General features: G+C 47.3%; 10 protein-coding genes. 5 read left to right on the top strand and 5 right to left on the bottom strand.

Annotation, left to right across the window (positions count from 1 at the left end; genetic code table 11):
- Positions 1-210 precede the first annotated feature (210 nt).
- The 4 genes from ACPEPR_RS07890 to ACPEPR_RS07875 all read left to right on the top strand — a co-directional run bounded on the left by ACPEPR_RS07890 (position 211) and on the right by ACPEPR_RS07875 (position 5,513).
- Positions 211-1,293 (top strand): polysaccharide biosynthesis/export family protein, encoded by a 1,083-nt coding sequence (locus ACPEPR_RS07890; protein WP_423562254.1) that lies wholly within the window; start codon positions 211-213, stop codon positions 1,291-1,293.
- Positions 1,293-1,721: a low molecular weight protein-tyrosine-phosphatase gene (locus tag ACPEPR_RS07885; protein ID WP_004814137.1), complete on the top strand. Its 429-nt coding sequence runs from the start codon at positions 1,293-1,295 to the stop codon at positions 1,719-1,721. Before ACPEPR_RS07890 ends, ACPEPR_RS07885 begins: the two co-directional genes overlap by 1 nt.
- Before the next feature lie 17 nt (positions 1,722-1,738).
- A complete protein-coding gene (locus ACPEPR_RS07880) occupies positions 1,739-3,925 on the top strand; it encodes a polysaccharide biosynthesis tyrosine autokinase (protein WP_423562252.1) in 2,187 nt (728 codons plus the stop codon).
- A gap of 145 nt (positions 3,926-4,070) precedes the next feature.
- Complete coding sequence (locus ACPEPR_RS07875) at positions 4,071-5,513, top strand: capsule assembly Wzi family protein (RefSeq protein WP_423562251.1); 1,443 nt, start codon at positions 4,071-4,073, stop codon at positions 5,511-5,513.
- 98 nt (positions 5,514-5,611) lie between these two features.
- Here ACPEPR_RS07875 and ACPEPR_RS07870 read toward each other — a convergent pair whose 3' ends face one another.
- The gene (locus tag ACPEPR_RS07870) at positions 5,612-6,256 is read right to left on the bottom strand and encodes an START domain-containing protein (RefSeq protein WP_016658891.1); all 645 of its coding nucleotides are present in this window, start codon (positions 6,254-6,256) and stop codon (positions 5,612-5,614) included.
- Between the two features lie 56 nt (positions 6,257-6,312).
- Positions 6,313-7,134 carry a 4-hydroxy-tetrahydrodipicolinate reductase gene (gene dapB, locus ACPEPR_RS07865; protein WP_075167666.1) on the bottom strand — a complete coding sequence of 274 codons (822 nt, stop codon included), beginning with the start codon at positions 7,132-7,134 and terminating at the stop codon, positions 6,313-6,315.
- A 248-nt stretch (positions 7,135-7,382) separates the two neighbouring features.
- Here dapB and ACPEPR_RS07860 point away from each other — a divergent pair, with 248 nt between their 5' ends.
- Entirely contained in the window at positions 7,383-7,655 is a 273-nt protein-coding gene (locus ACPEPR_RS07860) for a hypothetical protein (protein WP_016658893.1), read from the top strand.
- A gap of 72 nt (positions 7,656-7,727) precedes the next feature.
- Here ACPEPR_RS07860 and dnaJ read toward each other — a convergent pair whose 3' ends face one another.
- From dnaJ to ACPEPR_RS07845, 3 genes are all read right to left on the bottom strand, one after another.
- Positions 7,728-8,837, bottom strand: a complete 1,110-nt coding sequence (gene dnaJ, locus ACPEPR_RS07855; RefSeq protein WP_104472330.1) for a molecular chaperone DnaJ — start codon at positions 8,835-8,837, stop codon at positions 7,728-7,730.
- Positions 8,838-8,943: 106 nt separating this feature from the next.
- Complete coding sequence (locus tag ACPEPR_RS07850) at positions 8,944-9,321, bottom strand: hypothetical protein (RefSeq protein ID WP_005181203.1); 378 nt, start codon at positions 9,319-9,321, stop codon at positions 8,944-8,946.
- Between the two features lie 131 nt (positions 9,322-9,452).
- Positions 9,453-12,599 (bottom strand): efflux RND transporter permease subunit, encoded by a 3,147-nt coding sequence (locus ACPEPR_RS07845; RefSeq protein ID WP_423562249.1) that lies wholly within the window; start codon positions 12,597-12,599, stop codon positions 9,453-9,455.

Below are 12,599 nucleotides of genomic sequence, written 5' to 3'. Positions count from 1 at the left end.
AAATGCTTCCTTTTGTGTCAGTTTTTTGCAAATCATCTTTATTTAATTTTACGGTGTCTCACAATTTAGATACTTTTTGCCTCATTTTTCTGGCTGTGCTTGCGTATACTTTCGCAATCTACTTACAATTTGTTATATACCCTTAAAATAACTTCGGTAAACTATTTTTTATTTTTTATGATTTTAGAAAAATCGAGAACGGGAATACGTGTGAGACAATTTAAATCTATAATTCTACTGTCTTTTTTGGTGACAGCAAGCGGGTGCGCGGTCACCTCCGGCTTACAGACCTATGACTTACCTTCTGAGGGTGTCTATCAAACAGACTTGGGGACTTCGGTGAATGTGGTCCGACTTACTCAAGATACTGTACTCGGTTTGCAACCAGCAGTACAAAATATTCAGCAAGATTATGCTCACCTGTTTACCCAGTCACATCGCAACTATAGCCTCAGCCCAGGGGACATCCTGTCGATCTATTTATGGGCCTATCCTGAAATTTCAGGAAGTAACGCTGACTCTAAAAATGGTTATCAAATTGACCAAAGTGGCTATATCCATTTCCCGATTATTGGTCGCTATAAAGCTGCTGGTAAATCTTTAAGTCAGGTGAATCGTGAGCTGCGCAGTCAGTTATCTCGCTACTTAAAAACTCCGGATGTGATTGCTCGAGTCTCATCTTATCAAGGACAACGCTACTCAGTTCAAGGGAATATTGAGAATAGTGGTGTCTATCATCTAACAGATCAGCCTGTGAGTATATATAGCGCTATAGGTATGGCTGGCGGTATTAATGCTCAACAAGGTGACAATGCCTCGATTACTTTAATTCGCCAAGGAAGAAGTTACACTCTTAATAGTATTGAACTAGAAAGAGCAGGATATTCTTTGCATAACTTACTCATTCAGCCAAATGATACAATTTATATTAATGCTCGAGAAAATCAAAAAATATATGTGATGGGTGAAGCTGGTAAAAATCAATCTTTACCTATGCGCGCAGAAGGTATGAATTTAGCAGATGTTTTAGGCGAAAGTTTGGGGATTAATCCTTTTACTGCCAGTCGCAGTAAAATTTATATCGTACGCTATCAACCAAATAACCAGATGACCGAAATTTATAATCTTAATTTAACCAGTATTGGTGACTTTGGACTAGCAAACCAATTTAAAATGCGCAGTAATGATATTGTCTATGTAGATGCTACAGGACTAGTTCGTTGGCAACGTATTATTAACCAAATTGTACCGTTCTCTAATGCTATATATAATTTTGAGCGTTTGGGGAACTAATGAAAATTAACAATATTCTCGTGGTCTGTATTGGCAATATTTGCCGTAGCCCAATGGCGGAATACTTTTTAAAACAGGAATTTCCGCATTTACAAATTGAATCTGCCGGTATTTCCGGGCTGGTCGGTCATGCAGCAGATGACAAAGCCAGCCTGTGCATGCAACGTTTAGGGATTGATATGAGCCCGCATGTGGCCCGAAAGCTGAATGCCGAGCTGGTCAAGAAAGCCGACCTGATTTTAGTGATGAGTCAGAACCAGCAAAAACATGTGGAACAGACCTGGCCCTTTGCTAAAGGTAAAACTTTTAGGCTGGGGCACTGGCAAAGTAAAAATGTGGCCGATCCTTACCAGCATGATCAGGCTGTATTTGACGAAACCTGCCAGCTGATTCAGGCCTGCATTGCAGACTGGAAAAAATATATTTAACTTTCGAACAAAAGACTATGAGCCAAAATACCAATACAGAAGATACCATTGACCTGAAGGAATTATTTTTCTCCTTAATTGCCCAGTGGAAACTGATTGCTCTCTGTGTCATTTTAAGTTTGGTCTGTGCCTTACTTTATTTAAGAACTACACCTGATACCTACCAAGTTGATGCTCTTATACAAGTTGAAAGCAGTAAAGGAGCCTCAGCTGTTTTAGCTGGAGATTTATCTTCTGCCCTAGATCAAATGCCATCAGCTCAAGCTGAAATTGAAATTTTAAAATCGCGTCTGGTCCTCGGTACCGTAATTGAGCATTTAAATTTAAATATTCGGATTAACGGCACAGAAGACAGTTTCTGGAACCGCTTACTGAATAAGCATGAATATGACAGTGAATATTCGGGCAAATCAGTGCTGTTTAAAGACAACCAGAAAAGCTTTGATGTACGCAGCTTTGAGATTCCAAATTACTATCGTGATAAAAGTCTGCTGCTTAGTTTTGCCGAAGGTCAATACCATTTAACTGATTCAGCCACAGAACAGGTGGTCTTTTCTGCCCCACTAAACCAGACCAGCCAGTTACAGTCTGAATATGGTCTATGGAAAGTCGGTATTTATAGTCAGGACAGCTTTGATGCCACATACCGGATTCAAAAACAGAGCCTGCCTGCAGCCGTTCGAAGCCTGCTTGCCAACTATTCTGTGACTGAAAAAGGTAAAATAACAGGTGTACTCAGTCTGAACTATCAAGGTAGCGATAAACAATATATTACTCAAGTATTAAACGCAATTTTGGTGGCTTATAGTCAACAGAATATTGAGCGCCGCTCGGCTGAAACCGAACAAACATTGAAATTTTTAGAAGATCAGCTGCCTGAACTAAAGCAACAATTAGATGAGGCAGAACGAGAATTTAATAAATTTCGTGAAAAATACAATACTGTTGATATTACTAAAGAATCAGATCTCTATATTTCTCAAAGTATTAATCTAGAAACAACGAAAGCATCTCTTGAGCAAAAAATAGCAGAAACTTCAGCAAAATATACAGATGAACATCCTGCTATGCAACAAATGCATGCTCAGCTTATGGCTGTAAACAAAAAGATTGCTGAACTTGACAATACTTTAAATCGTCTACCTGAATTACAACGTCAATACCTACAACTTTTCCGTGAAGTGGAAGTGAAACAACAGCTATATACCGCTTTGCTCAATTCTTATCAACAGTTGCGTATAGCCAAAGCGGGTGAAATTGGCAATGTACGTATTGTTGATACCGCGGTTGAGCCAATTGCACCTATTGCTCCCAAAAAGTTACAAATCTTGATTCTGTCAATTGTTCTGGGTGGTTTCCTCGGCACACTGCTGGCCTTATTACGTAATATGCTACGTAGTGGCGTTAAGGATTCTACCCAAATTGAAAATGAACTGGACTTGCCGGTGTATGCCACTGTACCGCGTTCGCCTGTACAGGAAAGCCAGATTAAACTACTGAAAAAGAAAAAGAATATTCCAATTCTGGCAGTCAAGCATAGCGATGATATTGCCATTGAAAGCTTACGCAGTATGCGTACTGCCATTCATTTTGCCCTCAGCGGTGCCAAGAACAATATTATTATGGTTTCTGGTCCTGCACCGGAAGTCGGTAAATCCTTTATTTCAACCAACCTGGCCACCATTCTGGCACAAAGCCAGAAACGGGTACTGATTATTGATGCTGACTTGCGCCGCGGTTATTTGCATAAATACTTTAATCAGCAAGCCCAACTTGGTCTGGCAGAATACTTAAATGGCCAGACCGAGTTAAGCCAGGTCATTAAAGCTACGGAAGTATCCGGTCTGGATGTGATTGCCCGTGGCAAGAGTCCGGCCAACCCGTCTGAACTGCTCAGCACCACACAATTTGCGACGATGCTGAATCAGCTGTCAGAACAGTATGATCATATTCTAATTGATACTCCACCAATTCTGGCAGTCACAGACGGGATTATTATTTCCCAGCATGCCGGGGTGAATCTGGTGATTGCACGCTATGCCAAGACACAAATGAAAGAGCTTGAATTGACCATCAACCGTTTCGAACAGGCGGGCGTGAAAGTCAATGGTATTATCCTGAATGATATTCAGCGCTCTAGTGCGGGCTATGGTTATGGCTATAACTATTCCTATGCCTATAAAGCCAATAAGGATAATGACTAATTTTGCAGTGACCGATTGCTTTAAAAATCTCGCTACGGCGGGATTTTTAATCTTCCCAGATTACAACTCTACTCAACAGTTTGCATTGAAAAAATAAACTCGTCCGCCTATGGTGTGGAGAGCAAAAAACTCCTGAGAATCAAAAATGCGTCTATCAAAAATATTGCTTGCGACCCTTGCCCTCAGCTCATCCCTGAGCTTTGCCCAAGGGATTGTGCTGAATGACCAGAACCTGCGTACCGACCTGAATTGGCTGAATCAGCAAGGGGTGATTCAAATCAGCACCTCCACCTGGCCCATGAGTGGTGATGAAATTCAGCGCGCCCTGTCTCAGGCCAAAATCAGCACCCCTGTCCAGCAAAAAGTGCTGGATGCTGTCCTCACCCATTTAAATGCCGATAATCAGTTTCTGAAAGCTGCGCTATTTGCAGAAACTGATCATAAGTATCTGCCTCAAGCCTTTGGCGATCAGGCAAAATCACAATATCAGGCCGGTCTGGAACTGAATGCTGGCGGCAGCCAATGGGATGCCCGGTTACGGGTGAATGCCGAAAAAGACCCGCAGATTGACCATGATCAGGATGTGAATGTTGAAGGCTCTTATATTGCCGGAAAACTCTGGAATCAGTGGCTAATTGCTGGCCAGATTCCAACGTATTGGGGGCCAGGTCATGAGGGGAGTCTGATTCGTGGCGATGCCAGCCGCCCAGTCTATGGTATTACGGCGCAGCGGGCAGAACAGACTGCTTTTAGCAGTAAATGGCTGTCCTGGATTGGGCCATGGCAATACCAGGCCTTTGCCGGTCAACTGGACAATTATGATGCGGTTCCGGATGCCAAACTGATTGGCCTGCGTGTTACTGCTCAACCGCTTCCCTATCTGGAACTGGGGGCTTCACGCGCCATTCAGTGGGGGGGTGAAGGACGTCCGGAAAGCTTGAGCTCACTCTGGGATGCGTTTGTTGGCAACAAAGACAATGGTGGCACAGGTGAACCAGATCCATCGAACCAGATTGCCGGTTTTGATGCCCGTTTAAACCTGCAACCTTTAGTACAAATGCCACTGGGTGTCTATGCGCAATATGTCGGTGAAGATGAAGCCGGCGGCCTGCCCGCGAAAAAAATGTATCTGGCCGGGGTGGATTATTCATCCAGTTACCAGAATATGCCCTACCAGCTGTATACCGAATGGGCTGATACTCGTACCAATGGCAAGGCACAAGGTGTTTCCTATAACCATAGTACTTATAAGGACGGTTTCTATCAGCATGGTTACCCATTGGCCCATGCGATGGGTGGCGATGGCCAAATGATCTCAGTAGGCGGCGATATCCGTTTTGATCCTTTAAACCGTCTGCATGGCCGGGTGCTGTTTGCTAAACTGAATGGGTCGGGTCGGATCACCAATGCGGCTTTCCCCGAACAAGATGAGCTAAAAGCTTTAGATATCACCTGGACCCATTACCTACGTCCGGATATTCCACTTAAACTGAATGGCTGGCTGGGAGATTCAGACCTGCACGGTAAAGATGGCGGTGCCTCAATCGGCATTGAATTCCCGCTGGAAAAAGGACTGTTTAGCTACTAAAGCAGTTAAATCTCATATTAAAGACTCAGATCAGCACTATTTCAATATGCTTTCTGAGTCTGCTGATACCGGACCCGTCTAGCACCAGACGGGTTTGTTTATCTTAAAATCGCCGGTAAGGGTCGCTCACGACCCGGCAAACTCAGCTCAAGTTTCATTTTTTGCAGCATCTGATAAGGCTGCTGCTGCACAAACATATTCACAAAACTGGTTGGAATCGAACCGGCCGGATCGGCATAGCCATAGGTGGAGACCTTAACCCGGTTGGCCCCCAGTTTTTGAAAGGTCCAGTCGCCTTCATAATGGGTTAAACGCACATAGCTCGGGTTTAAGGGATAACCTTGACTGACGGCTTTGTTCTGAATATGAATCACGCCTTGGGCATCTTTAAACATTCTGCCTTTGACCACCAGATCACGATCTTTTAACGGAAAAGGAAAGTCCAGCACCATATACAGCAGGAACTCACCTTTCTGGTCATCACGCGATAATACCTTAACGCTGCCCATATACGGCACCCAGCTAATGGCATGCTCCACATCTAGAATCAGGCCGGCGGCTTTTTCAATCGAGACCGGAAAAGTGGTTTCGGCCTTGTACAGGAACACTGGGTTTTGCGGATGCTGATAGGTCCAGACCTTAATATTATTTTTATGAATATTGAGTTTGGCATTCTGCAAATTCTGGGCGGGTACACTCGCCGCCATGGCGAGCGCACCGGCCAATACAATCCATTTTTTCATTCCATTGTTCATCTTATTTTAGTTTTAGTGTTGTTATAACGGATTTTACAGCGGTTTTAAACTTGAATATCGTTAAAACCCAAGACATCTTTCATGTCATATTTACGCGCATCACGACCGACCACCCAGGCAGCAGCACGCACGGCGCCAGCAGCAAAGTTCATCCGGTTGGTGGCTTTGTGGGTAATTTCCACACGCTCGCCTTCACCAATAAACATGGCGGTGTGTTCACCGACAATATCGCCACCACGAATGGTCTGGAAACCAATGCTTTGACGCTCACGCGGACCGGTATGTCCTTCACGATGATAGACCGCATCTTTTTTCAGGTCACGGCCCAGGGTTTCTGCAATTGCTTCACCCATCATGAGTGCAGTACCAGATGGCGCATCGACTTTATGACGATGGTGCGCTTCAATCACTTCAATATCTACTGTATCTCCAAATACTTTCGAGGCCAGTTCCAGCAGTTTGATTGAGACATTGACGCCGACAGAATAGTTGGCTGCATACACCACTGGAGTTTGTGTTGCCGATTCATCCAGATAGGCTTTCTGTTCATCATTCATGCCGGTGGTGCCAATCACAATCGCCACGCCTGCTTCACGACAGATTTTCAGATGGTTTACGGTGGCTGCCGGTGCAGTAAAGTCGATGACCACGTCACACTGCTTCACCACCTCTTCCAGGCTGCCGACCACGTTCACACCCAGGCTGCCAATGCCCGCAAGCTCGCCTGCATCTGCACCGATTAAGCTACTTTCCGGACGTTCCACCGCAGCTGCAAGTTGATAACCGGCCTGCTCAACGGCTTGAATAAGGATGCGTCCCATACGGCCACCGGCACCTAATACACCAATGCGTGGAGTTGCTGACATAACATATTCCTGATGTTGATTCGAAATTGTCCTTACTATATCAAAACTCCCTGCCCAGACTAAGCCGGCAGTCTAAAAAAGCCGAAAAAAACTAAGATGACTCAACCGTAACCCGAACACCCAGTAATTTAAAAATAGAAATTGAAAAGAAAGTTCTGATTTCTGGCGTTTTTTCACAAAAGTGCAAAATTGCTACAGCAGACTAGCCGTCACGAATGAATAGAATAGAGATTATAAGGAGATCAAGCATGCATTCGAAACAACTGGGGATGGCAGTATGTATGGGGCTACTGATGAGCTCGGCTTGGGCAGAACCACCATTACAACCGGGTGATACCTTGGAAAGCCTGTCTCAAGTCCGCATTACCACCACTTTACAGCCAGCAGTATCGGCAGAAGAAGCAGCACAAGTGGCGTTAATTGATGCAATTGAAGAAGAACAAAGCGAACAGAGCACCGAGATGGCTGTATCTCAGGACGATGCGCTGGTGGCAGAAATTGACCCTGTGGAAGGGGTTTAATTTTTTACTCGCCATAAAAAAGGGAGATGATGTTCATCTCCCTTTGTGTTTGAGCGCGCTGTTTAAACTGGCTTAGTCAAACAGACGGTCAAAGAATGACTTTTTCTTTGGTGACGAATTGTTGTTATCACCATCCAGCGTCGCTTGCAGTTCTTTCAGTAATTCACGCTGACGCGACGTCAGGTTCACCGGGGTTTCCACCACAATACGGCACAGCAGATCACCGACCATACTGGTACGTACCGGTTTCACGCCTTTACCGCGCAGGCGGAACAGTTTACCGGTTTGGGTGCCTTCCGGAATTTTCAGGCTCACCCGGCCATCCAGCGTCGGAATTTCAATTTCTTTACCGAGGGCAGCATCGGCAATCGAAACCGGCACATCCATATACAGATCGGCACCATCACGCTGGAAGATTTCATGCTCACGCACCACCACTTCTACGTACAGGTCACCGGCCTGACCATCACGGATCGCTTCACCCTTACCGGTTAAACGTACCCGGTCGCCATTATCGACACCGGCTGGAATGGTAACTTCCAGAGTTTGCTGACGGTCAGATACCCCTGAACCATGACATTTGTTACATGGGTTCTTGATGATTTTACCCTGGCCACGACAGGTGCTACAGGTCTGCTGCACCGAGAAGAAACCTTGCTGCATACGCACCTGACCGGCACCATGACAGGTTTTACAGGTCTCAACATCATTCGGATTCTGCGAGCCTTTACCATCACAGGCATCACACGGTGCAGGTGCGGTAAAGCTGATGGTTTTTTTCACCCCTTTAACCGCTTCTTCCAGGGTCAGTTCCATCACATAGCGCAGGTCCGAACCACGGCGCGCACGTTGCTGACGGCCACCGCCCCCAAAGGCACCCCCAAAAATATCGCCGAACTGGCTAAAGATATCTTCAGCACTAAAGCCGCCGCCGAAGCCACCACCGCCCATGCCGCCTTCAAAAGCCTGATGGCCCATACGGTCGTACATGCTGCGTTTTTCGCTGTCCGACAGCACTTCATAGGCTTCTGAAGCTTCTTTAAATTTTTCTTCAGCTTCCGGGTTATCTGGGTTACGGTCCGGATGATATTTCATCGCCAACTTACGGTAGGCTTTTTTAATTTCATCATCACTAGCGGTTTTAGCAACACCCAAAACCTCATAATAATCACGTTTAGCCATGTCTGGCGATGCTCCTCACGGAATTTTATTTAAGACTCAACTGAGGTCTGAAATTGGGGTTTATCCCAGATTTACAAGGGCAGGCAGCGAAAAAAATTTAGGCTGCTTAAAACACCGCCTTGTTTTTCATGAATTTACTTAAGCCTTTGATCCAGGCATTGAGTAAATATAAGAAGGCAATGGCGCTAAACACCACACCGGCAATGGTGGTCGCAGTGACCCAAGTGGCATCATTCCAGGCATAGAAAAATAGCGGAATAAACCACAGGGCTGCAAAGACCGCCAAAATGGAGTAGATCATGACATTGCGCATGACCCAGAGTGCCTGGGCCTGTAACCAGACTTCGGTCTGATCGACCATCACCACTTTACGGGCCAGCCAGTAGGCAAAAATGGCGCTAATTAAGGTAAACAGGGCGAAAAACATGAAGACGTAAGAAAGAGCAATCGAACGACGTAACTTGGCTAAGCTATCTTGCTGCATGTGTGCTTCAACCCCATTTACTGCATGTTTGGTTTTATAATATGCAGTAAATTTACCTATTGAAAATTGTAAAAACGAAGGTGCTACTATATTGAAATTTTCAAGCTTTCGCACCTTATATTGACACAAAATCAGGCCATATTCTGATTTTTTTTCACTTTAAACCACTGCGCATACAGGGCCGGCAAAAAGAATAAAGTGAGCAGGGTCGCAATAATCAATCCGCCCATGATGGCCACCGCCATCGGACCAAAGAAAATACTGCGCGACAGCGGAATCATGGCCAGCACGGCGGCCAGTGCAGTCAGCACAATTGGACGGCAGCGGCGCACCGTGGCATTGATAATCGCATCCCACGGCGCTTCACCGGCCTGAATATCCTGCTCGATCTGGTCAATCAGAATCAGCGAGTTACGCATGATCATCCCCGACAGCGCAATGGTGCCGAGCATGGCCACAAAACCAAAAGGTTTATTGAACAGTAGCAGGAACAGCACCACCCCAATAATGCCAAGCGGTGCGGTTAAAAACACGATACAGGCCCGTGATATGCTTTTTAGCTGTAGCATTAACAGGGTAAACACTACCGCCAAAAACAGTGGCATACCGGCATTGACCGAGCTTTGTCCACGCGCCGATTCTTCCACCGTCCCGCCGACTTCTAACAGGTAGCCGTTTGGCAACTGGCTGCGAATCTGCTGTAAGGGTTCGCTTAGCTCCCCTACCACCGTGGCTGGCTGTAAACCGCTGCTGATGTCAGCCCGTACGGTAATGGTCGGTAAACGGTTACGATGCCAGATCAAGCCTTCTTCAAAGCGGTATTCAATCTGGGCAATCTGGGCCAATGGCACACTACTGCCCTGTGCAGTCGGCACTGCCAGGCTGCTGAGCGAACCGACATCAACCCGCTCGGCTGCATCACCGCGCAGGCGGATTTCAATCAGCTCACGTTTTTCCCGGTACTGGTCAATTGCGCTGCCGAGAATGGAACTGTTGAGGAAATTAGCCAAATCAACACTGCTAACGCCCATTTGTCGCGCCCGGTCCTGATCAATCTGCAAATGAATCACCTTGCTTGGCTCACCCCAGTCCAGATGGACATTGGTGGTGTTCGGATTGTCATCGACCTGAGCTGCGACCTGCTGCGCCCATTGCCGTACCTGAGCCAGATCTTCACCGGAAACCCTGAACTGGAGTGGATAGCCAACCGGCGGGCCATTTTCCAGCAGCGACACCCGGGTACGCGCTTCCGGTAATAACTTGCGAATCTGCTCATCCAGCGAACGGCGAATTTCATCCCGGTCTTCTAGCGATGAAGCCAGCACCACAAACTGGGCAAAACTGGTTTGCGGCAACTGCTGATCCAGCGGTAAATAAAAACGTGGCGAGCCGGTGCCCACATAGGCCACATAGTTATCAATCCCCTCCTGCTTGGCCAGGAACTGCTCAACCTTTTGTACTGCGGCTTCGGTGGCTGTTAAAGAAGCGCCTTCTTCAAGTTTCAGATCGACCAGAATTTCGGCCCGGTTTGAGGGTGGGAAAAACTGCTGCGGTACCAGCTTGAACATCAAAATCGACAGCACAAAAATGCCTACCGTAGCGGCAATCACGGTTTTGCGGTAGGTCACACAGGTATCGACCCAGCGGCGAAAGCCCTGATAAAAACGGGTCTGATACGGATCATGCTGCTCACCAGCATGATGTACCACAGGCACTGGAGCGGGCTGCTTGCGTAAGCGTGCCCAAAGCCGCTGATACCAGCTGGCCTGTTGTGGCGACTGATTAAAATCGGGCAGCAGTTTATCGCCCAAATACGGCACAAACAGCACCGCGGCAAACCAGGACACCACCAGTGCAATGGTCACCACCTGGAAGATGGAGCGGGTATATTCGCCGGTACTGGACGCGGCCGTAGCAATCGGTAAAAAGCCGGCGGCGGTAATCAGGGTACCGGTCAGCATTGGAAAAGCGGTGGTTTTCCAGGTAAAACCGGCCGCCTGAAGCCGGCTATAGCCTTGCTCCATTTTAATGGCCATCATCTCTACCGCAATAATGGCATCATCCACCAGCAGACCCAGCGCCAGAATCAGGGCACCGAGGGAAATCTTGTGCAGGCCGACATCAAACAGGTTCATGCCGGCAAAGGTCATCGCCAGCACCAGCGGAATCGAAAAAGCCACCACCAGACCGGTACGAAACCCGAGCGAGAAAAAGCTGACCAGCAGCACGATAATCACCGCCTCGGCCAGTACCTTCATAAATTCATTAACACTGTGCTTGACCGCCACCGGCTGATCCGAGACTTTTTGCAGCTGCATGCCCAGTGGCAAGGTCTGTTGTAGCCGCCGGAATTCGCTGGCCAGGTTCTCCCCCAGCGCCAGAATGTCACCGCCTTTACGCATGGATACGGCAATGCCAATCCCGTTTTCGCCCATAAAGCGCATCCGTGGCTGGGCCGGATCGCTAAAACCGCGGTAAATCTCAGCAACATCACCCAGCTGAATGGTGGTGCCATTGACCAGTAGCGGCATCTGCTGCAAGGCTTCAACACTGTTTAGCTGGCCACTAACCCGGACCTGAATCCGGTCAGTTTCGGTTTCAAAAAAGCCGGCACTGGCCATGCTGTTCTGCTGCTGCAACGCCTGCTGGATGGCGGTAACCGGAATACCGAGCTGGGCCGCTTTGGTATTGGACAGTTCAATCCAGATTTTCTGGTCTTGCAGGCCAATCAGTTCGACCTTGCTGACATCCTTGACCCGCTGCAATTGTAGCTGCAGGCGGTCGGCATATTCTTTTAAGGTGGCATAGTCAAAATCTTCGCCGGTCAGCACATAAATATTGCCGAAGGTATCGCCAAACTCATCATTAAAAAACGGCCCCTGCACACCTTGGGGCAGCTCATGCCGGATATCATTGATTTTCTTGCGCACGGTATACCAGATATCCGGAATTTGCCCGGAACGCAGCGAATCTTTGGCAATAAAGGTCACCATCGATTCTCCCGGACGCGAATAAGCCAGAATCCGCTCGTACTGCCCGGTGGTCATCAGCTCTTTTTCAATCCGGTCAGTGACCTGCAAGGACACTTCCTTGGCGGTGGCGCCCGGCCAGTAGGTCTGCACCACCATCACCTTAAAGGTAAACGACGGGTCTTCACTCTGCGATAGCTTGGAATAGGAATACATGCCGATAATGCCGAGCAGCAGCATGAAATACAGAATCAGGCCCTTGTTTTTTAAGGCCCATTCCGACAGGTTAAAGTTTAGCGGTGCGCTCAT

Origin of the sequence: Acinetobacter sp. AND/436 (assembly GCF_049546925.1) — a bacterium.
GTDB lineage: Bacteria > Pseudomonadota > Gammaproteobacteria > Pseudomonadales > Moraxellaceae > Acinetobacter > Acinetobacter indicus.
This window is presented reverse-complemented; position numbering and strand designations above follow the sequence as displayed.

Excerpts from the sequence above, each read along its gene's own strand:
- ACPEPR_RS07885 (WP_004814137.1), top strand. The coding sequence starts at position 1,293 with ATGAAAATTAACAATATTCTCGTGGTCTGTATTGGCAATATTTGCCGT.
- ACPEPR_RS07880 (WP_423562252.1), top strand. The coding sequence starts at position 1,739 with ATGAGCCAAAATACCAATACAGAAGATACCATTGACCTGAAGGAATTA.
- ACPEPR_RS07875 (WP_423562251.1), top strand. The coding sequence starts at position 4,071 with ATGCGTCTATCAAAAATATTGCTTGCGACCCTTGCCCTCAGCTCATCC.
- ACPEPR_RS07870 (WP_016658891.1), bottom strand. The coding sequence starts at position 6,256 with ATGAAAAAATGGATTGTATTGGCCGGTGCGCTCGCCATGGCGGCGAGT.
- dapB (WP_075167666.1), bottom strand. The coding sequence starts at position 7,134 with ATGTCAGCAACTCCACGCATTGGTGTATTAGGTGCCGGTGGCCGTATG.
- ACPEPR_RS07860 (WP_016658893.1), top strand. The coding sequence starts at position 7,383 with ATGCATTCGAAACAACTGGGGATGGCAGTATGTATGGGGCTACTGATG.
- dnaJ (WP_104472330.1), bottom strand. The coding sequence starts at position 8,837 with ATGGCTAAACGTGATTATTATGAGGTTTTGGGTGTTGCTAAAACCGCT.
- ACPEPR_RS07850 (WP_005181203.1), bottom strand. The coding sequence starts at position 9,321 with ATGCAGCAAGATAGCTTAGCCAAGTTACGTCGTTCGATTGCTCTTTCT.
- ACPEPR_RS07845 (WP_423562249.1), bottom strand. The coding sequence starts at position 12,599 with ATGAGCGCACCGCTAAACTTTAACCTGTCGGAATGGGCCTTAAAAAAC.